Origin of the sequence: Gordonia sp. UBA5067, assembly GCF_002414845.1 — a bacterium.
Lineage (GTDB): Bacteria > Actinomycetota > Actinomycetes > Mycobacteriales > Mycobacteriaceae > Gordonia > Gordonia defluvii.
This window is the reverse complement of the sequence record NZ_DIAX01000008.1, coordinates 7,986-29,380: the sequence shown is the minus strand read 5'-3', so window position 1 is coordinate 29,380 and position 21,395 is coordinate 7,986. Positions and strand designations below refer to the sequence as shown.

The window sequence follows — 21,395 nt, the reverse complement described above, 5'->3', positions numbered from 1 at the left end:
GCAGCGTTTCCCAGCTCTGCGGTATACGGCTGGGTCCGCGCCTGATAGTGCCAGTGCGGAATGCCGATCGCGATCAGCAGCAGTGCCACCAGGGTGATGATTCCGGCAGTCCCGAGCACTGCGGCAGACGCGCCCTGGGCACGTTTATCGGACTTAAAGACGAACTCGAGGATGCCGACGAAAACGTCGATCAATCTGACTAGGAACATCTCTCACCCCCTACCGACACACCGGCGAGTGGAGCGGACCGAAGATGTTCGCCTCGACGTTCCACGCCTTGAGCGTGAAGTTGCAGAGGTAGAGCATCATGAATCCGCCGTACCGACCGCTGTGGTTGATCCGGTCGGCCATGATCGGGAACCGGTCCAGGAACGTTTCGAACGCCGGCGTATTCGGAATCCAGGCCGCGGTCACCCCGCGCAGGCCAGTCAGCGAGCGGGCGAACGAATCGCCCGCGGTGGTCATCATCTGGGCGAGGGCGGCCACCGAACGGTCACCCGAGTCCAGCAGGGCGGTGAGCTGTCCGTTGTCGCCGACTATCGCCGACGTCAACGATCCCAAGCCGGCGAACAGCTCGGTCAACTGCGCATTGCGCGCGTCCGCGGTGGACATCAACGAATTCAGGTTCGCGACAAGTCGAGCGAAGACGGCGCCGTTGGCGGAAAGGTTGGCCCCCATCGAGGCGATCTGACGCAGGAGCAGATGCACCGATTGGGTGCGCCCGGCGAATGTGTCGACAAAGCCCTGGGCGAGTTCGTTGACCTGCTTGGGGTCGAGTGCGGAGAAGAGCGGCTCGAATCCGTTCATCAATGCGGTGAGGTTGACCGGGGGGGTCGTGGCCTCGACCGGGATCTCATTGCCGACGCGCGCCGGCGACTGCGGCCCGGCATCGGACAGCGCGATGTAGCGCGCGCCCAGCATGTCCGCGTACCGGACGGCGGCATGCACCTGCACCGGTACCGCATGGGCCCGCTCGATCGTCACCCGCACCCGGGCACGCGACGTGCCGTTGGCCTGGGGATCGAGTTCGATCCCCGCGACCCGGCCGATGCGCACGCCCGAGACCTTGACCGGATTGCCCTCGACCAGCCCCTCGGCATCGGACAGGTGCACGATGTAGTCCGTGGTCGCACCGCGTACAGGCGACCGGAGCGTATTGCTCATCAGGGAGAACGCGACGACGCCGACGACGACGAACAGCGCCGCCTTGATGACCGTCACCACTGACAGCCTGGTCATTTGATCCTCACTTCCGCGCCCCGGACCATCGGCCCGAGCATCATCGTCGTTGCCGGATTCGGGCGACCGCCCGACGAGTAGTCACGGCCGCCGGTGACCACGCCTTCAAGTCCACGCAGGGTCGAGACCTCCGCGCTGCCGTCGATGACGCCGGGGCGGTTTGCACTGGCCGGCCGCACCTTGGGCCTGGGCGGATGCAGGACCGTGCCGTTGCGCTGGCCGGGGTCTCGCACCGGTCCGGTCCCCCACAGTGACCGCTTTCCGAAACACGACGACCCCCGCAGCGCCCCGTACGTCGGGCAGTCGGCGCCCGAGTAGGGCTGTGGCTGGGAGAAGGTGGGCACCGCGGTGATGTTGAAGCGGCCGGACGCGAACAGAATCGTGCCGGCTCGGCCGAACCCGCTCGCCTCACGCACCGTTCGGGTGATTCCGGACGGGTTCTGGGCAACGGTGCTCAAGATCGTTCCGGTCGAATCGATGATCGTGATGAGATTCTTCCGGTTCGTCGCCACAAACGGGGTGATTGTCTCCAGGTACCCGCTGGCCGAGGTGAAGAACTCCGCGAGCTGGTCCGCCTGGTCGACGACTCCGTGCGAAATGCTCGCGACGGAAGCGAGGGTCTCCATCATCGCCGGGGTGGCCCGCCTGAGTGATTCGGTGACGCGGGCGAATTCCGGTGTGGCATCGATGAACCGGTTGATCGTCTGCTCCAGTTCTTGCGAGGCCGACCACCAGTCGTCGATCATCATTCCGAGTTGCTCGCCGCGCCCGCCGATGGCCTTGTCGACGGCGGCAAGTGCGACATTCATCTCGTCGGGCTTGACCTCGTTGATCAGTTCGGACAGCTTCGCGAAGATGTTGTACAGGTTGACGGCGTCGGGACCGTCGTCGACGGCGACCTCGGCATTGGGTGCCAGATGGTTCCCCGGCGTGGTCGGCGATCCGGGAGTGGGCGCGAGCTGAACGTAGGTGTCGCCGAAGAAGGTGCGCGGCAGCACCCGCAGCATCACTGTCGCCGGGATGTTGCGCAACGAACCCTCATCAATGGTGAGCCCGACCCGCGACGATGAGGCGCCGGCGTCGATCGAGCTGATCTCGCCGACCTTGACCCCGTGGAAGCGCACCGGCGCGCCGGCCTGGATCAGTCCCGCCGCGACCGGAACCTCGGCATAGACCGTCGGCTCCGATGACAGCGTGCCGGTGTGGCGCGACACCATCCATAGTGAGAACAACAAGATGATCAGCGCCGCCGCTACCGCTCGTACTGCGTACCGGCCGCGCGAAACCGCCTTGCCCGGGAGCATCACCGTCATCGTCTACAACCCCAATCCCGGAATCTGGGGGACCAGGCCCCACAGTCCGAAAGTGAAGATGACATCGAAGATCCCGATGGCCAGGATCGATGTCCGAAGCGCGCGTCCGGCGGCTTGGCCGACGCCCTCGGGCCCACCGCTGGCAAAGTAGCCGTACGAACAGTGCACGAGGGTGACGATCGCGGCGAAGACGACCGCCTTGATCGCGGAGTACAGCAGGTCCGTCGGAGTGAGGGCCAGGTGGAAGAAGTAGTCGTAGGTGCCCGAGGATTCGCCGTTGAACCAGACCACCACCGCACGGGTGGCGAGGTAGCTGGCCAACAGGCCGATCATGTAGATCGGGAGCACACACACCATCGCAGCGATCATCCTGGTCGTAGCGAGGAAGGGAATCGAGCGGATCGCCATCACGTCGAGCGCTGCGATCTCGTCGGATATCCGCATGGCGCCGATCTGGGCGGTGAATCCGGTGCCGACTTTGGCTGCCAGCGCGATGGCGACGACCACCGGGGCGAGTTCGCGCGTATTGGCGATGGCAGCGAGCATGCCCGACATCGAGGTCATTCCGACCAGCTGCAAACCGCGGTACGTCTCGACGCCCAGCATCATCGCGGCGGCCAGCGACATGGCCAGGACGATGCCCATGGTCCCGCCGCCGGAGAGCAGCGACTTGGTGCCGAAAGTCATCTCCGCAATCTGGCGGATCACATGCTTGCGGTAGTGCACCAGCGTGTACGGGATGGCAGCGATCGCCCGCGCGATGAAGGTGACGTACTCGCCGAAGCGAACGGTGTGGTCCACGAGCGGACCCACCCGGCGGCGATACCCCGATTGGGCCCGGGCACGCAGATCGGTGGTGGCGGCCACGTCAGTACGCCCCCACGGCCGGCACGATCACCGTGTACACCTGCGACAGGATCGTGTTGAAGATGAACACCAGCGCGAACGCGATCACGACGGCCTCGTTCACCGCATCGGCGACGCCACTCGGCCCGCCTCGTGCGTGTAACCCTTTGAAGCACGCCACAACGGTCGCCAGCAGTGCGAACATGGTTGCCTTGACCAGCGCCATGACGAAGTCGGACATGCGCCCGTACTGGCTGAAGGTGGACATGAACGCGCCGGCCGGAAGGTGTTGCACGTAGATGTGGTACAGGTAGCACGCGCCGACGCCGGTGACCGTGATCAGCGAGCACAACACGACTGAGACGACGATCGCGGCCGCGATCCGCGGCGCCACCAACCGCTCGATGACGTTGAGGCCCATGACTTCCATTGCGTCGATCTCCTCGCGGATCTTGCGCGAGCCCAAGTCGGTGCAGATCGCCGACCCGGCCACGCCGGCCATCATCAGCGCGCAGACCAACGCCGCCGCCTGTCCCACGATGACGAAGGCGACGACTGCGCCGGAGTAGCCGCCCGCCCCGATACGGCCGGCCAGTTCACCGACCGATACCGCGATGAACACACCTACCGGGATCATCAGCAGCAGCGACGGTCCGGTACTGACCCGGCCGATGAAGACGATTTGATTCAGCGTCTCGGCGAGCGACAATCGCAGTCGAAGCGTGGCCACGACGAGTGCGCCGATCGACTGCAGGGCGAACCCGAGCGTGTGCCCGGCCTCCACTGCAAGGTCGCGAACCGGCCCACGCGAGGCGGGAAGCTCGAACGCCATTGATGTCTACCCCCAGGTCGAGTGAACGGCGCCCCGGGTTCGGTTCCGGCCGGGGCATGTTGTGGTCGCGGTCACAACGAAAGGACCCTAACATATTTTATATATGAAATGCGCCAAGAGCCCTTTAGTCCTCGTTCCCCGCCGGCCGAGGGGCGCGGAACGCCCCGAGGCGCAGGACGTGCCGCAGGACGAAGGCGAACAGCGGACGCGACAGCGGCGCGCCCCAGCGCCACGGCAGCCAGCCCACCCAGCGCGGCGTCCCCGCGATCGTCCAGCGAACCTCGGTGACACCGTCCCGCTCGGTGGCACCAATCGTGAACCGCTCGGCAAAACTGGCGATGGTCGCCGGCGTACACACCGCGGTACCGGTCAGCGCGATCACCACATCGGGCTCATACCGAATTACCTGTTCCGAAACGGCGTAGATCGTCCCCGACATCGTCCGGCGCGACCGGGCGCCGCGCAGGTCAGCCATCCCTTTGTCGGGCCAGTCGTTGTCGAGCCACTCGGGCCCACTCAGAAACGGCAGGCTACTCAGGTACGGACGGCGCGCCAGGCGTCGGAAGATCTCCGCCGGAGCCAGTGGAGTCCGCGCCGAAACCGTCACCGCAAAGGCCGCACGCCGGGCGAAGTAGTCATCGAGGTCGGCCGCCGCAATGGTGGAAACCGGCGCACGGTCCGGCCGTCGGGCCAGCGCCACCGCGGCGCCAATCGCCAGCAACCCGACGAGGCCACCCAAGGCCAGCACACCAAGCACCACAAAAAGGCCATCGACCAATGTCATATTTTTGATATTATCCTTCACGATGAGAACTCCGCGGAAGACCTCGCTTGTCCGGGTTACGACCGTCCGGGTCACGATGATCGCCGCCACGGTGGCCGCGCCGCTGCTCGGCGGATCGATCCATGCCGCGCCGGCCGATGCCGCGCCGATGCCGACGATCTCGGTCACCCTGGCCGGCGACTCGGATTGGCAGATCACCTACCACCGCGGGTCGGCCACCCACCACGATGCCCGGTGCCGCGTATGGATGGACCGCCAGGTGGTGGCGTCGTTCGAACAGGCCGCCCCACACAGCGCCCCGCCGATGCTCGGTACCACCACCCTCCGGGGCTACGCCGTCGCTGCGGGCGCCCACCAGGTGAATGTGCGCTGCGGCCGGTCGGCGAGCCCGACGATATGGCTGATCGCCCCACGCAACCAGATTTTCGACGGCGTGACCTGGCTGTCCAACGGCACCGCGGGGATCATCGGCTATTGAGCACTGCCAGTACCTGGACCCTGTAACCCGAGCGCAATCCGTCGTCTTCATTGCAGTAATGCGCGCGGTGGACGATTCCGGTATGAATCCGACCGGGTCGTCACTTGCGAAGTCGTCACTGTCGCTCGACGGTGCCGCATTCAGCCACTACCGGTCCGGACTGCAGCAGCGAGCCATCGATGAGATGTTTCGCCCGGACGGTTCGGTGCGCGCACCCTACCGCGGGATAGCCGAATCAATCGGTGCGCTCGAGCCCGGCGACCTGCGGGCCCGACTGGCAGCGCTCGGCCGGGCATTCATCGACCAGGGCGTCACCTTCTCGCTATCGGGCCAGGAACGCCCCTTCCCCCTCGACCCCGTTCCCCGCGTCATCGCCGCCGATGAGTGGCGGCGACTCGAGGCCGGAATCATCCAGCGCGTGCGCGCACTCGAACTCTTTCTCGACGACGTCTACGGCGAGCAGGCAATCCTCGCCGATGGCGTCCTCCCCCGCCGCCTGATCAACTCCTGCGAACACTTCCACCGACAGGCAGCGGGAATCCGGCCCCCGAACGGGGTGCGCATCCACGTCGCCGGGATCGATCTTATTCGCGACGAAAAGGGCGACCTGCGCGTCCTTGAGGACAATGTGCGCTCCCCCTCCGGTGTCTCCTATGTCATGGAGAACCGCCGAACGATGGCCCGCGTCTTCCCCGACCTGTTTGCGACGCACCGGGTCCGCGCGGTCCGCGACTACCCGCGCCACCTGCTCCGGGCGCTGCAAGCGTCGGCCGCGTCGGCCATCGCCGACCCGACCGTGGTGCTGCTCACGCCGGGTGTCGCGAACTCCGCGTACTTCGAGCACTCACTCTTGGCCCGCCAGATGGGGATCGAGCTCGTCGAAGGCCGGGACCTGTTCTGCAGCGACAACGTCGTCTATATGCGCACCACCGACGGCCAGACCCGCGTCGACGTCATCTACCGGCGGATCGACGACGAGTTCCTCGACCCGCTCCAGTTCCGTCCCGACTCGATGCTCGGCGTTGCGGGCCTGGTCAACGCGGCCCGCGCCGGCAACGTCGTGATCTCCAGCGCGATCGGCAACGGCGTCGCCGACGACAAGCTCGTCTACACCTACGTGCCCGACATCATCCGCTACTACCTCGGCGAGGATCCGCTACTGGCCAACGTGGAGACCCTCCGTTGCTGGTTGCCCGATGAGTGCGCCGAGGTGCTGAGCCGCATCGACGAGTTGGTCGTGAAACCCGTCGAGGGCAGTGGCGGCTACGGGATCGTGTTCGGTCCGTTTGCGACTCGCGTCGAACTCGACGTTCTCGCCGCCCAGATCCGCGCCAACCCCCGTGGCTGGATTGCGCAGCCACTGGTGTCCCTGTCGACCAACCCGACCCTGTTCGACGACACGCTTCAGCCGCGCCATGTCGATCTGCGCCCGTTTGCCGTGAACGACGGCGAATCGGTCTGGGTCCTCCCCGGCGGTCTGACGCGCGTGGCACTCGCGGAGGGCTCGATGGTCGTCAACTCCTCCCAGGGCGGCGGGTCCAAGGACACCTGGATCCTGGCCACCTCGGCACCCGGCGCCACCGGCGAGAGCCGCGACGACGAGGTCATCGTCGCCGGAGCCGCACCGGAAGCCCTGCCCGCTCCGTCGGTCGACCCCCCGATGATCCGGGCCGGCGACCAGACTCAGCACCAACAACAGCAGCAACAGCAGCAGTGCCGGTTGAAGGAGGTTCGCCGTGACCCTCGCCCGTAACGCCGACTCGCTCTACTGGATCGGCCGCTACGTCGAGCGCGCCGACGACATGGCGCGGATCTTGGACGTGGCCGTCCAGCAGCTCCTCGAAGACGCCACCGTCGACACCGACTCAATGGCTCGTCACGTACTGGCCGTCCTAGGATTCCAGCGTGCGGACGACACCGCGTGCACCGTGTGGTCGCTGGTCGACGGCGTCGCCTACGACCGCGCCAGTGCCGAGTCCATCGTCGGACTCATCCGCACCGCCCGCGAGAATGCCCGCGGGGCCCGCGAGGTCATTTCCAGCGAGATGTGGGAATGCCTCAATGCGACCTACATGGGCCTCGACGACGCCGAGCGGCGGGCGCGGCTACTCGGCCCGCACGCGTTCCTCACCTATATCAAGGAGAGAGCGGCCATGTTCGCCGGGCTGACAGATGCGACTCTGAGTCACGACGTCGGGTACAGCTACCTCATCGTCGGGCGGTCGATCGAGCGCATCGACATGACGGTGCGGCTGCTGATGTCGCGTGCGGCCTACCGCCCCGACGCGCTCTCCTGGATGAGTCTGCTGGTGGCGGCCGGGGCCCAGGACACCTATATCCGTGCCTACCGCGGCGCGGTGGACACCGAACACGTCGTCGAGTTCATGATGCTCGACCGACTTTTCCCACGATCGGTGTTCCACTCCCTGCGCGTTGCCGAGCGCCATCTCGCCGAACTGGACAATCGGCCCGACCGGGTGGGCGCGCAGTCCACCGCGCTAACGCTGCTCGGCCGGGCGCGCAGCTCGATCGAGTTCATCGGCCGCGGCGAGATGGTTCGGGATCTTCCGGCCTACCTGCGGAGCGTGCAGGAGACGTGCCGCGCCGTTAGTGAGTCGATCGCCGCGGAGCACTTTCATGTCGAACCGTACGTGACCTGGACCGACACGGGGCTCGTGTACGACTACGTCAGCCACGGGAGGAAGCCATGAGCGCCCGACTGCGCATCGTCCACACGACCGGCTTCACCTACTCCGGTCCGGTGACGTCCTCGTTCAACGAGGCGCGAATCACCCCGCGCAGCGATTCCCGGCAAACCGTGGTCGTCGACCATGTGGACACCGTTCCGGCCGCTCGCCAGTTCCGCTACAGCGACTACTGGGCGACCACGGTCACCGTGTTCGACCTGCACTCCCCACACGAACGGCTCGAGGTGATCGGAACCGCCGTCGTCGAGGCCGAGGACGAGGTCCGCGGCGAGGAGGCCACGTCGATCGACTGGGTGCAGCTGCGCAACGGGTCGATCGTCGACGACTACGACGACATGCTCCGCCCGACGGTGTACACCCCCCACACCCCCGAGATCACCGCCTTCGCCGCGGCGGCAGCGGACGGTCTGCGCCCCGCCGATGCCGCCGAGGCGGTCGTCGACCGCGTCTTCAGCACCATGACCTATGAGCCGGGCACCACCGAGGCACATTCCACCGCGGCCGACGCATGGCAACACCGCACCGGCGTGTGCCAAGACTACGCACACGTCAGCCTGGCCATGCTCCGCAGTCTTGGCATCCCGGCCCGCTACGTGTCGGGGTATCTGCACCCGCTCGACGACGCGGGTATCGGCGAATCGGTGGACGGCGAAAGCCATGCGTGGATCGAAGTCTGGACCGGCGGCTGGTGGGGCATCGACCCGACGAACAACAAGTTCATCGACGACCACCATGTGGCCGTGGGTACCGGCCGCGACTATGCCGATGTCACCCCGATCAAGGGCATCTACACCGGCAGCGCGCAGTCGCAGCTCGACGTGACCGTGCGCATCACCCGGTTGGCCTGATTCGGCCGGCGGTCCCAAAAGCCACCGGCTTATCCGCTTCACAACCTGGCTGGACCCCTGATTCCCTCGGATGATCATGCCCTCAGAGCCCCGTCGGGTTCGGTTGATCCCCACGGTGTCGCCATCAAGACCCACCCTCGGCCGCGGTTGCCTAGACATTCATCCGGCAGGTACTACCGTCTGTAGTCATGGTCGAGTTGACGGTCTCCCCTGCACACCAACGGCTGCGCGACCGCGTCATGCGGTTCACCCGGTTTGATCTTCTGCCCACCGATGCGGTGCAGGAGGCGTTTGCGCGCGGCCACAGTGCCGGCGATCCCATCGCCGAGAGGTTCGTCGCGCAGACCTACCACGGCGACCTCGGCCCAGAACGGTCCCGCGAGCTCCTCGACGAGGCCTTGCGCGTCGGGATTGCGAACGTACCCGATGCACCGGAGTCGATGCGCGAGTTGTTCGCCGAGTTCGAGACGATCCCCGAGTGGGTCGATCCCACCCTTGTCGAGCAGGGTGCGGCGGTGTGGCGACGATGGGCGTACAGCCTCGGCGCCGTGGGCAATGCCGGCACGATGGACACCTACACCGAGGCCTCCCTGGCGGTGCCGCTGTCGCTCTCCGGCGGCTACGCGGGAGCCAGCGCCCTGCACCGCTACCTGGAGACAAGTCGCTGGTGGCTGGAGGTGTGCCGGCCCAATGCCGCGCTCACCCCGGCCTCAACGGCTCGCGGGGTCTCACTGAAGGTCCGCGTCATGCACGTGTCGGTGCGGGCCCGCGTCGCCGAGCACCCCGAGTGGAAGTCCACGCAGCACGGGCTGCCCATCAGCCAGAGCGAGATGATGCTGACACTGCTCGGCGGCAGCGTCGGGCCGGCGATCGGCCTCTACGCGCTCGGCTTTCTCACCTCGCCACAGGAGATGCGGGCGGTATTGCACTTCAACCGCTATCTCGGGCATCTCGTTGGCTGTCAGGTCGACGAGATCTATCCGCGGACGGTCGCCGACGGCGTGCGCCTGCTCTACTACTTCGACGCCACCCGCAAGCACGACTCGGGACCGCTGGGTCCCGAACTGGTCGAGGGGTTCGTCCCCTCCTTCGAGCCGGCTTCCGATGTCCGCGGATGGTCACGTCTGCGGGCGCATTATCACCTTCAGTTGCAAGCGGGGTATACCCGACTGTTCATGCTGCCGTGGAACCGGCGCCGTTACCGCCTTCCCTCCGGGCTGCCGGGCCTGGCGGTGCTGATCGGTCGTGCACCGCTGGTCGCCGTCGTCGAGGTCGCCCGACGACTGTCACCGTCGATTGATCGTCGCTGGCAGGACGGCCAAATGCGGCGGTGGCGACGCTGGCACGCGTGGCACCTCGGCCAGCGCGAGGAGCGTTTCGACGCGGGCAAGCAGCTGCGCCGCTGACCGTCATCGATCAGTCCGGCTTGGGGGATTTGTCGGCGCGGCGAGCGACTCGGACACGGTCGCGTTCCTGCGTGACGGTCTTCGCAAGAACCGTGGCCCCGGATTCGGTGACGGCCCGCCGCCACGGCAGCGTGCCCTCGACTTCGATCTGGATCGACATGCTCAGAACCGTCCGCAGCAGCACGATGATGGCAAGAACGCCGACGTTCTCCAACGACGGTTCCGAGGTAATCGTGCGGATCAGATCAGCTGCGACGAGGATCTCGAGGCCGAGGAGGATCGCACCGCCCAAGGATGTCCGCAACACCTGGAAGCTGCCGTACTCTCCGCTCAGGAGGCGGCGCGCGGCGAGGCCGAACGAGATGAGGAACCCCGCCACCATCGCGATGACGCCGGCGATTTCGAATCCGTCCGCGACGCCGTCGAATACCTGGTGCATCGTCATGCAGCGATCCTATGGCGAAACACCCGGGGCGCGCGGCATGACACTGCACGCCAGCACTAGCCGGTGTATCTCCCCGACGCGACCGCCCGGGCCCGCCTCTTGGCCGCCTCCTCCGCGCGGTCCTTCGGCGGCGCAGCCGTCACCAACGCATCAAGCAGATGTTGGGTGCTGTGGGCTATCTCGGCGACCGCCCGGTCGAAGACCTCCCGGTTCGCATTCGACGGCTTCGTCGTTCCGGCGACCTTCCGCACGTATTGCAGCGCTGCCGCGGTCACCTCGTCAGAAGTCGCCGGCGGTTCAAAGTTGTGCAGCGTGTGAATGTTGCGGCACATGGTCGGCCGGCGAACCCGCTACTTACCGCAGCCGCATTTCGACGCAGACCCGCACTTGCAGTCAGGTCCACACGTGCAGTTCTCACACTTGCAGTTCGGATTGGAACAATTGCTCGTTTCGTTGCTCATGTCCCCCATCATATGCGCGTGGCCGCATAGGTGGGTGGGATCATGTGTTTCTCACGTCGGCCCGGTGACCCGGCCGAGTCGAACAATCCGATCATCGCCGGCACCGAGCGCGCCTCGGCCGTCGGTGTTGTTGGTGAGCACCCAGATCGACCCGTCCGGCGCGGCCACCACGTCGCGCAATCGGCCGAATTCGCCGGCGTGGGAGTCCACCGAGGCGGAGAGGTTGGTCAGCGGCACCGTGCGAATTCGCTCGCCGCGCAGGTTTGCGATGACGACGGCGCCGTCGACAACCGCAATACCACTGGGGCTCGCATCCTCGGGCGTCCACGTCTGCAGTGGATCGACATAGCCGTCGCGGTGGGCGAACCCTTCTGCGCCGGGCCACCCATAGTTCCGTCCGGGTTCGATGAGGTTCAGTTCGTCGGCCTTGTCCGCACCAAATTCCGACGCGAACATCCGATGATCGGGCGCCCAGGCGATACCCTGCACGTTGCGGTGGCCCATCGAGTAGACCACCGACCCGGGGATCGGATTGTCCGGGGGCACCCCGCCCACCGGAGTCATCCGCAGGATCTTTCCGGCGAGCGAATCGACGTCCTGAGCCAAGCGCGGGCGACCCGCGTCGCCCGTGGTGGCGTACAGCATTCCATCAGGACCGAAGGCGATCCGGCCCCCGTCGTGGTTCACCGCCGCCGGGATCCCGTCGAGGATCCGCTCGCGTCGGCCCAACGACAGCGCCCCGGGCACGCCGCTGATCGGAAAGCGGGCAACGCGGTTCTCCGCTCCGGCCGTGTAGTACGCGTACAGGTACCGATCGTGCGTCGCGATGCCGAGCAGCCCGCCCTCGCCGGCCCCGTCGACGCCCGCGACCGTCGCAACCTCGCGGGTGTGCCCCTCCCCAACGACCTCGACGATCCGCCCGCTGTCACGTTCGCTGACCAATGGCGTCGTGCCATAGAAGGCGACGGCCCACGGTGCGGCGAGGCCCATCGCGATGACCCGCGAATCAGCGGGTAGCGACTGCGCGGTGTCGGGCTCGCGTCCCATCGTGGGCGCTGGCGAAGAGTGCCCGCACGCGGTCGACACCAGTGCCACCACAACCAGTCCAGCGCACGCGACTCGACGCCGGCGGCCGCCCACCTCACTCACGGATGGTCCTCAATGCCAGCCGACGTCCTGCGCATCAGCGATTTGCGCGATGGCGACAGCGAGGCTGACGTCAGCCGCACTCAGTTGACCAATGGCATGAGTGGTCAACACCAAAGCGACTGTGCTGTAACGAAAGTCGATGTCGGGGTGATGGTTGGCGGCCTCTGCGGCGGCAACGATGGCGGTAGCGAACTCCAAGCCACGCACCATGGTGCCAGTCCGATACCGGGCGACCAGCGCCCCGTCGACAACCCGCCATGGCGCTGGCGCCTGCTCGGCCGCCGCCGCCGCGGTAAGTGGTCGGTAGTGATCCTCGGTCATCGCTTCTCCTGCCTCGTTGCCCGGCCAATAGCGTTACCATCCTGTCTACCAAGCGTTGGGTACCCGCGACCACCACCCTTGGTCCGGTGGCCTAGTCCGACCCTGGTGCGCGGTCGGTGTGGAGGCCGTCGCGGTCCATCACCACCCGGTAGTCGAGGAGCGAGGTCCAAGTTGTTGGTGGGCTAATCGAAGACCAGAAGCTGATTCGGCGGACCGGCGAGCAGCAGTCGAGCCAGTGCCACCCGGAGCGGCCGCCCCGAAGTGGCCGTCGAGTCACGCAGCATCTCGAGCAGCCATCTGTAGCCCCGTCGATCAAACCGGTCCGACCAACATCAGTGTCCCGCGACACTTGCCCCCGATGGCGACACACCCGTAACTTAGCTCCTTTGTTCGAATGGTGACGTAGTCTTGGCCCATGGCCACCGGCATCCAGGACACCCTCTTCGATCCGATCGGGTCTCCCACAACCCTCGGATCGTTTGAGAATCGTCGGCGGATAAGACTGGACCACGACGCATGGGTCGACCTGTGCCCCGGATGGCTGACCGGATCGGCCGACATGTTCGACCGACTGCTGACCACTGTGACTTGGCGTCGTGAGCAGCGGCAGATGTATGACCGCATCGTCGACGTACCTCGTCTCGTCGCGCACTACACCGAGCGCGATCGACTCCCCGATCCGTCGATGGCAGCAATACGTGCCGACTTGAGTGCCCACTATGCCGACGAGCTCCCCGAGGGATTCGCGACGGCGGGGCTGTGCCACTACCGAGATGGCGACGATAGTGTGGCCTGGCACGGTGATCGAATCGGACGCGGCCGCTACACCGACACGTTGGTGGCGATCGTATCCTTGGGCTCGCCTCGAGCATTGCTCCTGCGACCTCGCGGTGGCGGCAGATCACACAAGTTCACCCTCGGCACCGGCGATGTGCTCGTCATGGGCGGATCCTGCCAACGCACGTGGGATCATTGCGTCCCGAAGCAGCGGGGCGCCGGACCGAGGATCAGCATCCAATTCCGTCCGGCCGGCGTGCGGTGACCTCGTTGGACCTGAAGGGCCAGCACCATCGCCGTCACCCGACGATCGTTACAGTTCGGGCAGGCCGTGCCGATCGATAGTAGGCGTTCACCGCGACACTCCGCCGGCTACTGCCAAAGGATGAATCCGAGAGCGACCACGACGACCAAGAGGGTGAGCACCATGACCGACGCCGGTCCCGGCATCGGCCCGCCGTCGGCGAGCGCACGATCGACCCGGCGCCACCGTACGAGCCCGAGGACTGCGGCGAGTGCCCCGATCAGCAGCAGCGTCGAACCGATCAGGCTTCGGGCGTGACTGTTGCCAAACGGTTCGACGATGTGCAGCACCGCCACGCCGGCGGCGATGAGGCCCATTGATGTGCGCAGCCAGGCGAGCATGGTCCGTTCGGCGGCGAGGGTGAACCGGGCATCGACCGCGCCGGGCAGGACGGCGGGGCCATCCGGGTCCTCGGCGTCGCCGCCGGCTTCTCGCATCGATTCGGCCATGGTGTCAGCATCGCACGGCCCGCCGATCACCCGCACCGCAACACCCGTCGCCCATCGGTCGTGCCGACCGGCCCGTTGCCCAACTGCCATGCAGGCACGGCGAGGGTGTGCGACCCTGTTCGACGGTGGCCCCGCGGGCCGCTGGCGGGACAACGACGCAGGAGAACCGAGATGGCTGCTCACCAGGACTATCCGTTCGACGACACTCAGGACTTCGCCGACGCCGATCGCGGCCTGATCGCCACTCTCGATGTTGGCGCCATCACGGGGGCGGACGGGCGGCCGGTCTGGGACCTCGATGCGTATGCCTTCCTCGATGCCGCCGCCCCCGACACCGTCGACCCCAGCCTGTGGCGGCAGTCGCAACTGTGCGCCAAGCACGGCCTCTACGAAGTGACCACGGCGATCTATCAGATTCGCGGATTCGACTTGTCCAACATGACGATCGTCGAAGGCGACACCGGCATCATCGTGATCGATCCGCTCATCAGCACCGAGACTGCGGCCGCCGCGCTCGAACTCTATCGCCGTAACCGTGGTGACCGACAGGTGGTCGCCGTCATCTACACCCACTGCCATGTTGATCATTTCGGCGGCGTCAAGGGCGTCACCACCCAAGAGGAAGTCAACGCCGGGAAGGTTCAGATCATCGCTCCGACCGGGTTCATGGAGCCGGCTATCGCGGAGAACCTCTACGCGGGCACCGCGATGAGTCGTCGGGCCGGGTACATGTACGGCGCTGCGTTACCGAAGGGACCGACCGGTGGGATCGGTGCCGGTTTGGGCCAGACCACCTCGATGGGAACGGTCACCCTGATCGCACCGACCGTCGACATTACCGAGACCGGGCAGGAATTGACTGTTGACGGTGTGCGGATGGTGTTTCAACTCGCCCCCGGCAGCGAGGCGCCCGCTGAGATGCACTTCCACTTTCCCGATCACCGGGCGCTCTGTATCGCCGAAAACGCCACCCACACGCTGCATAACATCGTGACGCTGCGCGGCGCGGTCGTGCGCGACCCCAGCGCGTGGGCCCGCTACCTCGGCGAGGCAATCGACATGTTCGGCGAACAGACCGATGTGGTCTTCGCCTCCCACCACTGGCCGACGTGGGGCCGCGAGCGGGCCATGACGTTTCTCCAGACCCAGCGCGAAATGCATGCCTACCTCCACGACCAGACGCTGCGGATGCTCAACAGCGGACTCACCGGCATCGAGATCGCCGAGCAGTTCCAGCTGCCGCCGAAGCTGAATGCGGCGTGGCACACCCACGGCTACTACGGTTCGGTAAGCCACAATGTGAAAGCCGTGTACCAGCGCTATCTCGGCTGGTTCGACGGCAATCCAGCGCGCCTCTGGCAGCATCCGCCGGAGGCGGCGGCCACTCGCTACCTCGAGTTCATGGGCGGCGCCGACGCAGTCGTCGACAAGGCGCGCAAGTCCTTCACCGAGGGTGACTATCGCTGGACCGCACAGGTTCTCGACCACGTCATCTTCGCTCAACCCGATCACGCGGCGGCCCGGGAACTGCAGGCCGACACCCTCGAGAAGCTGGGGTTTGCCGCGGAGAACGGCACCTGGCGCAACTTCTATCTCTCCGGCGCGATGGAGCTGCGCAGCGGCAACTTCGGCACGCCGACCGGCACCAGCGGCGCCGATATCATCGCCCAGTTGACGCCCGACATGTTCCTCGACGGTTTGGCCATCCAGATCGATGCAACCCAGGTCTGGGACCTTGACATCACGGTGCGCTGGATGTTCGGCGACACCCGACTGCTCACCCGCCTGCACAACGGCGTGTTGCTGCGCGACAAGGATCGGGCCGACACCGTGGTTGCCGCCACGATCACCGTGCCCGATGGCGTGCTCGTCCACCTCGCCACCGGCGACATCGCCGCCGCGATGGAAGCCGGACTCACGATCGACGGGAACGCCGGCGCGGTGACTCAGATCCTCGGTGCGCTGCAAGCTCCAGACCCCGATTTCAACATTGTGACCCCATGAGACGTCACCATCGCGACCGCATGAGTCAGCCGTACCCGCGCTGGTGAGGGTGGTCGATGATGGTTGCGCGGATCGCCAGTTTGACTCCCGGATACTTCGCGGGGGTCATGGCGACCGGAATCGTCTCTATCGGCGCCCGCCTGAAAGGCATGTCGACGCTGGCCGGCGTGCTGTTCTGGTTGGCCGTTGTCTTCTATGTCGTACTGATCGTGCTCAACGGGGTGCGGCTGGTGAGGTTTCGCCGTCACATGGCCGAGGACTTTCGGGATCCGGCGCGCGCGTTCGGCTTCTTCACGTTCATCGCTGCGACCAATGTGCTCGGTGCGGCACTGGTCGGCACCGGTCACAGCACCATCGCGTCGGTGGCGCTGACGGTGTCGGTACTCGTCTGGCTACTGCTTGGGTACGTCGTACCGTGGACCGCCGTGCTGAGCAACGAGCATCGGCCCATGCTCGATCGCGCCAACGGCACCTGGTTCATCTGGGTGGTCGCCAGCCAATCGATCGCGGTGGTCGCCGCGGGGCTCGAGCCGATCCTCCCGGCTCACCGTCAGTACCTGTCGATTCTTGCGATCTTCGCCTGGTCGCTGGGCGTGATCCTCTACGCCGGCTGCGCCGCCTTCGTCGCACTGCGCGCCATGCTCTATCCCCTTCGGCCCCAAGACCTGGATCCGCCGTACTGGGTGGCGATGGGTGCGGTCGCGATCACCGTCGTGGCCGGCGCCCGCGTCATCGAAATGGAGAACACCCCGATGATTGCCGTCACGCGCGGTGTCGCGGCCGGACTATCGGTGATGTTCTGGTGCTTTGCGACCTGGCTCATCCCGGTGCTCATCGCCGCGGGGGTATGGCGCCACTTCCTCCACAACATTCCGTTGCGCTACCAGCCGACCCTCTGGAGCATGGTGTTTCCACTCGGCATGTACTCGGTGGCCGGGATGTACTTGGGCCGGGCCAACAAGCTCCCCGTCGTCGAATGGATTGGCAGCGCCTGGTTTTGGGTCGCGCTGACCGCCTGGGTGCTCACCGCTGTGGGCATGATTGTATCGATCACGAAGGACATACGCCGCCGCCATGATCGGCCCGCCGACGCGCCGAGTCATTGCTGACTATTCGACCTCTCCTGCGCGAGGTAGCGGCTGCGCAGTTGGCAGAACGAGTGCGGATGCCAGGAAAAAGCAGACGGCACCGATCAGTGTGCTCACGCTGGCGACTCGCGCGTCGAGCGTGGCGCCGGTGGCGGTGATGAACGCCGCCACCGCGGCGACGCCGAAGGCGACGCAGCCGAGGAAGTTGACCTGTCCAGCCCACCAGTCGACCTGGCCCGGATTCCAGAACCGGTCGCTCCGCGCGAAAGCAACGAGGGCGAACACACCGCTGATGAGAAACGCCGTTGATCCGGCCGCGTCCGGGTTCCAGATGAACTTCTGCTCACCCTCAACGGTCAGGGTCATCAATGCTGCCCCCGTGCTGATGTTAAACAGCACCGTGCCGAAGGATTGCGTCGATCCAGATAGCCATTCGGCCCGGAACATCTTGCCCGGTGCGAAATCGACGGGAACGGTCGCCTGCCCACTGAGGACAAGTTGAACGGCTCCGGCGGCGGTGAAAAACCATGAGCCGATGAAGTAGAGGCTGTTCGCGAGCACCGCCTGGTCGTGTACCCAGATTGACAGGATCGCGCCGAAAGCGAAGAGTGCCGACCCGATCATGAAGCCGACACATTGCTTGCGGCGAGAGGGAACGAGGATCCCCGAACCGCCATTCCCAGCCATCGCCGCCCCTTCCGCTCCTCCGCGAAACTCTATCGCGCAGCAACCCGCGCGACGTCTTCCCCGTCAATTGCGGCAAGCCCTTGCCTCCGATCGGCCACCCCGATAGTATGAACATATGTTCGATTACGCGAATATATGTGCTGGCTAGGGGGGTGATCCGGATGACCATCACAATCCAGCCGGGTACGGATCCTTCGCGTGGTGTCGACTATGACATCGCCGAGGGGGTCGTGTTGCCTGATACGCCGCTGGCGTTGGCGTTGGTGATCGACGCAGCGACGACCAAACTCGCGACGGTCGGGATGGGGCTGGCTTCTGATGCCGAGGTCATGGCTGCGCTCCAGACGGTCGAAACCGCCCGCCGTCGCGCCGCCGCCGTAGATTCCGCGCTACTCGTGGAGGTATCAGACCGCAATCTGTACCGCCGCGCTGGCCATTCCTCAGTACGACGATTCCTCGCTCAAGACCTACGATTGGGCCCCACCGAAGCCAAACGTCGCTATCAGACGGCCCTGCTGATCGGCCGGTTCACTTCCTTGACGGGGCAAAAATTACCACCGAGTTCCGAGCCTCTCGCGGCGGGCGTGGCTGACGGCGAGATCTCCGCCGACCACCTCCACGAAATCGATCTGCTCCTGGCCAAAGTGCCCTCCCTCGCACCTAACACCGACACTGACTATGCCGTGGACATTCTCGCCACCGCCGCACGCACCATGGCACCACAAGATCTAAGACCGCTCGGACAACGACTACTTGCCCACCTCGACCCAGACGGCAAGCTGACCGACGACACCGACCGGCAACGGCAACGCGGCCTAACCCTGGGCCGCCAAGATCGGCAGCTGATGAGCAAGATCACCGGCGCGATAACCCCGGCATTACGGGCAAAGTTTGAGGTGATCCTGCACAACTGGGCCGCCCCAGGAATGAACAACCCTGCCGACGAACATCCCACGTACGGCTCAATCACCAACCTCGACGACACCGAACGCGACGCGTTGGCCGAGGCGGTCAAACGTGATCTCCGCACCCCCGCCCAACGCAACCACGATGCCCTCGACATGCTCTGCGAATGGATCCTGGGTCATCAAGCATTGGGCCGCCCCAACCGGATCCCCAGCCAACTCGTCATCACCGCCGAATTGTCACAGCTGACCGCTCTGGCTACCGGCCAGCCCATCGGTGCGGCACCAACCACCACTGGAACCCTCGTTCCCGTCGCCGACCTCATCGAACTCGCCGCCGACGCCACCCCATGGCTGGAGATATTTGCCGATAAAACCCGCGAAGTCCTCGATTTCGGCCGCGGCAAACGCATCGCCACCTTCAGTCAACGCCTCGCGCTATTCGGCCGCGACCGCGGCTGCACCCGGCCCGGCTGCACCGAGCCGTTCAGCCGCACCCAGGCTCATCACGCCGCGGCCGACTTTGCCGATGGCGGTCTAACCAACACCGCAGAGCTGACCGGCGCATGCGGCCCCGACGACCGCAACGTCGGCAGCAAACCCGGAAACTGGGAAACCACCGTCATCACCACCGGACCCGAAACCGGACGAATCGGCTGGCGAAAGGCCGGCAGCAACGCGCCGTACCGCACGAACCCCATCCACCACCCCGAAGCCTTCCTCAACCACCTCCCCAGTCACAGCGGCCCCTCCACCGGACCCACCAGCCTACGGCCAGCCCAACAGCAGGAATCGCCTCCACGCCCCCCACGACCAGTAGAACTGCGTCGTGACCACCACACCCCACACCAACCGCCACCAGAGTGCGCCCCACCGCCCCCATCACCAGTGGAAACTGCACTGGCAGCACTTCTCACCGCCGCCTAGGTTGGCAGCCTGGTGTCCAGATCCCTGGGCCGGACGTTGCCCATTGGTGAGTTACCCTCGATCCACTTCTCGCAGCGCGCGGCATAGGTGTCGCGCGGGCTCCGGGTCTTGTTCGCAGGCGGGTACCGCCACCTGGACTTCTCCCTGATCTTGCGATCGGAAAGCGCACCTTGCGGCGCGGACGCGCCGAGACGCTCCTGTCCGACGAAAGGGACGATCACACGGAAGGGCTTCTGCAGAACTGGACCGATCAATACTGCACTGGTGCCAGTCCGCAACGGGCCGCAGGACGCAAAGTTGAGAACGAGGGGCCCAGTACCGCTGACGGTTCCGGGCACTTCTCATATGTGGAGGGAAGCGCGACGAGGACGCCGGTCAAAGCTGAGCGCCATACAGGAGCAGTACCGCCGTTAGACCGGATGCCCAGCCGGTGCGGTGTGTTCGGTCCATTGCGTGCCGTCCCAATAGCGCTGCAGCGCCGGGTTGTCGGCATCGGGATACCACCCGGCAGGCACACTCGGCGGCGGGGGCGGTGGAGTTGCACCGCGGGGTCGACCACTCGGCTGGCCCAGCGTGTAATCAGGGGCGCCTGCTGTTGTCGCTGGCCTCCGAACCTCGGGTGTGCCCGGAACCATTTCTCGATCCGCTCCCCAGTCCCCATGTTCGTCGGGACCTCAGCGAGCACCGTTCCCAGGCCTTGAACAGTCACGACCTCCTGCAGGCTGCTCGCCTTCAGCCGCTTCTTGTCGTCTCGCGTAGCGCGGCGGACTGAGAAGCCTCGCACGTCGTCGAGGTTGACACGGAACGCAGGTAGCAACTTGCCGGTCTGACGGAACTCGACACTCCCGTCTGGATACTCAATCAGGCTGCCGTGCCCGACTCCGAGTCCATGCGATTCACCCTTCGCTGCCACCGTCACCCTCCGCTCCTGATTGCCGTCTCGGATCATCCCATGCTTCTCGCCGCCCAGGAGGTGATCCACGCTATCGTTGAAGTGAGTCTCCCGTACATCTCGAACTGGCCAGTATGGTCGCGCAGGCTAACGACCCTGCCGCCGATATCGAGCTGAAGGTAGCGAGGAACGGTATCCCGCGAGATCAGTTCGAGGGCACGATCTTGGAGATGAAGCCCATCCTGCCAACCCGGAGTTCTTCCGCAGCTCTATCGCGTCGACGGGTGGTGCGAGGTTGCTTCGCTATTTTTGGCGAGAAGCTGAAATATTCTTCGGGCCGAATGGCCAAGACTTGGAACACACAGGGCACCCAACCGGACCGAAGCCTACATGGGTAATGCGGCGCCACGACAGCGGCCAGGGTGGCAGAGCATCGGGGTGGTTTCAGGAGTGGAAACTAGAAAGAGGGTGTCTCCGCCGAAGCGGAAACACCCTCTGACCTGCTGTCGGGCTGACAGGATTTGAACCTGCG

21 protein-coding genes and 1 pseudogene are annotated in these 21,395 nt (G+C 65.7%); 9 read left to right on the top strand and 13 right to left on the bottom strand.

Translation table 11 applies throughout. From position 1 onward, the window contains the following. The 6 genes and pseudogenes from B4M62_RS01080 to B4M62_RS01055 form a co-directional block, all read right to left on the bottom strand. Nucleotides 1-209: pseudogene (locus tag B4M62_RS01080) on the bottom strand (virulence factor Mce); the annotation flags it as partial. Between the two features lie 10 nt (nt 210-219). Further along, nucleotides 220-1,239 carry an MlaD family protein gene (locus B4M62_RS01075; RefSeq protein ID WP_290703869.1) on the bottom strand — a complete coding sequence of 340 codons (1,020 nt, stop codon included), beginning with the start codon at nt 1,237-1,239 and terminating at the stop codon, nt 220-222. Beyond that, the gene (locus B4M62_RS01070; protein ID WP_290703866.1) at nt 1,236-2,552 is read right to left on the bottom strand and encodes an MCE family protein; all 1,317 of its coding nucleotides are present in this window, start codon (nt 2,550-2,552) and stop codon (nt 1,236-1,238) included. Before B4M62_RS01070 ends, B4M62_RS01075 begins: the two co-directional genes overlap by 4 nt. A gap of 3 nt (nt 2,553-2,555) precedes the next feature. Next, the gene (locus B4M62_RS01065; RefSeq protein WP_290703877.1) at nt 2,556-3,365 is read right to left on the bottom strand and encodes an MlaE family ABC transporter permease; all 810 of its coding nucleotides are present in this window, start codon (nt 3,363-3,365) and stop codon (nt 2,556-2,558) included. 55 nt (nt 3,366-3,420) lie between these two features. Beyond that, nucleotides 3,421-4,230 (bottom strand): MlaE family ABC transporter permease, encoded by an 810-nt coding sequence (locus B4M62_RS01060; RefSeq protein ID WP_290703863.1) that lies wholly within the window; start codon nt 4,228-4,230, stop codon nt 3,421-3,423. Between the two features lie 124 nt (nt 4,231-4,354). Then, the gene (locus B4M62_RS01055; protein WP_290703859.1) at nt 4,355-5,014 is read right to left on the bottom strand and encodes a hypothetical protein; all 660 of its coding nucleotides are present in this window, start codon (nt 5,012-5,014) and stop codon (nt 4,355-4,357) included. A 22-nt stretch (nt 5,015-5,036) separates the two neighbouring features. Between B4M62_RS01055 and B4M62_RS01050 the strand changes: the two genes are divergently transcribed. The 5 genes from B4M62_RS01050 (at nt 5,037) to B4M62_RS01030 (ending at nt 10,454) form a co-directional block, all read left to right on the top strand. After that, on the top strand, nt 5,037-5,492 hold the full coding sequence (locus B4M62_RS01050; RefSeq protein ID WP_290703856.1) for a hypothetical protein: 456 nt from the start codon (nt 5,037-5,039) through the stop codon (nt 5,490-5,492). Between the two features lie 82 nt (nt 5,493-5,574). Continuing rightward, nucleotides 5,575-7,245 carry a circularly permuted type 2 ATP-grasp protein gene (locus B4M62_RS01045; RefSeq protein ID WP_290703854.1) on the top strand — a complete coding sequence of 557 codons (1,671 nt, stop codon included), beginning with the start codon at nt 5,575-5,577 and terminating at the stop codon, nt 7,243-7,245. Further along, nucleotides 7,229-8,203, top strand: coding sequence for an alpha-E domain-containing protein (locus B4M62_RS01040; protein WP_290703851.1), 975 nt, complete (start codon nt 7,229-7,231; stop codon nt 8,201-8,203). The genes B4M62_RS01045 and B4M62_RS01040 overlap by 17 nt, the downstream gene beginning before the upstream one ends. Beyond that, complete coding sequence (locus B4M62_RS01035) at nt 8,200-9,048, top strand: transglutaminase family protein (protein WP_290703847.1); 849 nt, start codon at nt 8,200-8,202, stop codon at nt 9,046-9,048. Before B4M62_RS01040 ends, B4M62_RS01035 begins: the two co-directional genes overlap by 4 nt. A 188-nt stretch (nt 9,049-9,236) precedes the next feature. After that, nucleotides 9,237-10,454, top strand: a complete 1,218-nt coding sequence (locus tag B4M62_RS01030) for an oxygenase MpaB family protein (RefSeq protein WP_290703844.1) — start codon at nt 9,237-9,239, stop codon at nt 10,452-10,454. Nucleotides 10,455-10,464: 10 nt separating this feature from the next. On the opposite strand, the gene B4M62_RS01025 is transcribed toward B4M62_RS01030, so the two are convergent. The 4 genes from B4M62_RS01025 to B4M62_RS01010 all read right to left on the bottom strand — a co-directional run bounded on the left by B4M62_RS01025 (nt 10,465) and on the right by B4M62_RS01010 (nt 12,830). Further along, nucleotides 10,465-10,899, bottom strand: coding sequence for a DUF1622 domain-containing protein (locus B4M62_RS01025; RefSeq protein ID WP_290703841.1), 435 nt, complete (start codon nt 10,897-10,899; stop codon nt 10,465-10,467). Nucleotides 10,900-10,955: 56 nt separating this feature from the next. Beyond that, a complete protein-coding gene (locus B4M62_RS01020; protein WP_290703838.1) occupies nt 10,956-11,231 on the bottom strand; it encodes a DUF2277 domain-containing protein in 276 nt (91 codons plus the stop codon). Nucleotides 11,232-11,411: 180 nt separating this feature from the next. Continuing rightward, a complete protein-coding gene (locus tag B4M62_RS01015) occupies nt 11,412-12,350 on the bottom strand; it encodes a PQQ-dependent sugar dehydrogenase (protein WP_290703874.1) in 939 nt (312 codons plus the stop codon). A gap of 168 nt (nt 12,351-12,518) precedes the next feature. Further along, nucleotides 12,519-12,830 carry a 4a-hydroxytetrahydrobiopterin dehydratase gene (locus B4M62_RS01010; RefSeq protein ID WP_290703835.1) on the bottom strand — a complete coding sequence of 104 codons (312 nt, stop codon included), beginning with the start codon at nt 12,828-12,830 and terminating at the stop codon, nt 12,519-12,521. 415 nt (nt 12,831-13,245) lie between these two features. Here B4M62_RS01010 and B4M62_RS01005 point away from each other — a divergent pair, with 415 nt between their 5' ends. Next, the gene (locus B4M62_RS01005; protein ID WP_290703832.1) at nt 13,246-13,872 is read left to right on the top strand and encodes an alpha-ketoglutarate-dependent dioxygenase AlkB; all 627 of its coding nucleotides are present in this window, start codon (nt 13,246-13,248) and stop codon (nt 13,870-13,872) included. A gap of 107 nt (nt 13,873-13,979) precedes the next feature. On the opposite strand, the gene B4M62_RS01000 is transcribed toward B4M62_RS01005, so the two are convergent. Further along, nucleotides 13,980-14,360, bottom strand: a complete 381-nt coding sequence (locus B4M62_RS01000) for a YidH family protein (RefSeq protein ID WP_290703829.1) — start codon at nt 14,358-14,360, stop codon at nt 13,980-13,982. 171 nt (nt 14,361-14,531) lie between these two features. Between B4M62_RS01000 and B4M62_RS00995 the strand changes: the two genes are divergently transcribed. Continuing rightward, the gene (locus tag B4M62_RS00995; RefSeq protein WP_290703826.1) at nt 14,532-16,364 is read left to right on the top strand and encodes an alkyl/aryl-sulfatase; all 1,833 of its coding nucleotides are present in this window, start codon (nt 14,532-14,534) and stop codon (nt 16,362-16,364) included. 59 nt (nt 16,365-16,423) lie between these two features. Continuing rightward, nucleotides 16,424-17,473 (top strand): tellurite resistance/C4-dicarboxylate transporter family protein, encoded by a 1,050-nt coding sequence (locus B4M62_RS00990; RefSeq protein ID WP_290703823.1) that lies wholly within the window; start codon nt 16,424-16,426, stop codon nt 17,471-17,473. Here the strand turns inward: B4M62_RS00990 and B4M62_RS00985 are convergent, their stop codons facing one another. Continuing rightward, nucleotides 17,474-18,139 carry a hypothetical protein gene (locus tag B4M62_RS00985; protein ID WP_290703820.1) on the bottom strand — a complete coding sequence of 222 codons (666 nt, stop codon included), beginning with the start codon at nt 18,137-18,139 and terminating at the stop codon, nt 17,474-17,476. A gap of 161 nt (nt 18,140-18,300) precedes the next feature. On the opposite strand from B4M62_RS00985, the gene B4M62_RS00980 reads away from it, so the two are divergent. Then, complete coding sequence (locus B4M62_RS00980; protein WP_290703816.1) at nt 18,301-19,971, top strand: DUF222 domain-containing protein; 1,671 nt, start codon at nt 18,301-18,303, stop codon at nt 19,969-19,971. A gap of 410 nt (nt 19,972-20,381) precedes the next feature. Here the strand turns inward: B4M62_RS00980 and B4M62_RS00975 are convergent, their stop codons facing one another. After that, nucleotides 20,382-20,606 (bottom strand): DUF2510 domain-containing protein, encoded by a 225-nt coding sequence (locus B4M62_RS00975; RefSeq protein WP_290703814.1) that lies wholly within the window; start codon nt 20,604-20,606, stop codon nt 20,382-20,384. Between the last annotated feature and the right edge of the window lie 789 nt (nt 20,607-21,395).

Bases quoted from the DNA above. Each gene is read 5' to 3' on its own strand.
- B4M62_RS00995 (WP_290703826.1), top strand. From the start codon at position 14,532: ATGGCTGCTCACCAGGACTATCCGTTCGACGACACTCAGGACTTCGCC.
- B4M62_RS01005 (WP_290703832.1), top strand. From the start codon at position 13,246: ATGGCCACCGGCATCCAGGACACCCTCTTCGATCCGATCGGGTCTCCC.
- B4M62_RS01070 (WP_290703866.1), bottom strand. From the start codon at position 2,552: ATGACGGTGATGCTCCCGGGCAAGGCGGTTTCGCGCGGCCGGTACGCA.
- B4M62_RS01060 (WP_290703863.1), bottom strand. From the start codon at position 4,230: ATGGCGTTCGAGCTTCCCGCCTCGCGTGGGCCGGTTCGCGACCTTGCA.
- B4M62_RS01000 (WP_290703829.1), bottom strand. From the start codon at position 14,360: ATGGCCGAATCGATGCGAGAAGCCGGCGGCGACGCCGAGGACCCGGAT.
- B4M62_RS01025 (WP_290703841.1), bottom strand. From the start codon at position 10,899: ATGACGATGCACCAGGTATTCGACGGCGTCGCGGACGGATTCGAAATC.
- B4M62_RS01010 (WP_290703835.1), bottom strand. From the start codon at position 12,830: ATGACCGAGGATCACTACCGACCACTTACCGCGGCGGCGGCGGCCGAG.
- B4M62_RS01015 (WP_290703874.1), bottom strand. From the start codon at position 12,350: ATGGGCCTCGCCGCACCGTGGGCCGTCGCCTTCTATGGCACGACGCCA.
- B4M62_RS01055 (WP_290703859.1), bottom strand. From the start codon at position 5,014: ATGACATTGGTCGATGGCCTTTTTGTGGTGCTTGGTGTGCTGGCCTTG.
- B4M62_RS01035 (WP_290703847.1), top strand. From the start codon at position 8,200: ATGAGCGCCCGACTGCGCATCGTCCACACGACCGGCTTCACCTACTCC.
- B4M62_RS00985 (WP_290703820.1), bottom strand. From the start codon at position 18,139: ATGGCTGGGAATGGCGGTTCGGGGATCCTCGTTCCCTCTCGCCGCAAG.
- B4M62_RS01030 (WP_290703844.1), top strand. From the start codon at position 9,237: ATGGTCGAGTTGACGGTCTCCCCTGCACACCAACGGCTGCGCGACCGC.
- B4M62_RS00975 (WP_290703814.1), bottom strand. From the start codon at position 20,606: ATGGTTCCGGGCACACCCGAGGTTCGGAGGCCAGCGACAACAGCAGGC.
- B4M62_RS01020 (WP_290703838.1), bottom strand. From the start codon at position 11,231: ATGTGCCGCAACATTCACACGCTGCACAACTTTGAACCGCCGGCGACT.
- B4M62_RS01050 (WP_290703856.1), top strand. From the start codon at position 5,037: ATGAGAACTCCGCGGAAGACCTCGCTTGTCCGGGTTACGACCGTCCGG.
- B4M62_RS00990 (WP_290703823.1), top strand. From the start codon at position 16,424: ATGGTTGCGCGGATCGCCAGTTTGACTCCCGGATACTTCGCGGGGGTC.
- B4M62_RS01045 (WP_290703854.1), top strand. From the start codon at position 5,575: ATGAATCCGACCGGGTCGTCACTTGCGAAGTCGTCACTGTCGCTCGAC.
- B4M62_RS01075 (WP_290703869.1), bottom strand. From the start codon at position 1,239: ATGACCAGGCTGTCAGTGGTGACGGTCATCAAGGCGGCGCTGTTCGTC.
- B4M62_RS00980 (WP_290703816.1), top strand. From the start codon at position 18,301: ATGACCATCACAATCCAGCCGGGTACGGATCCTTCGCGTGGTGTCGAC.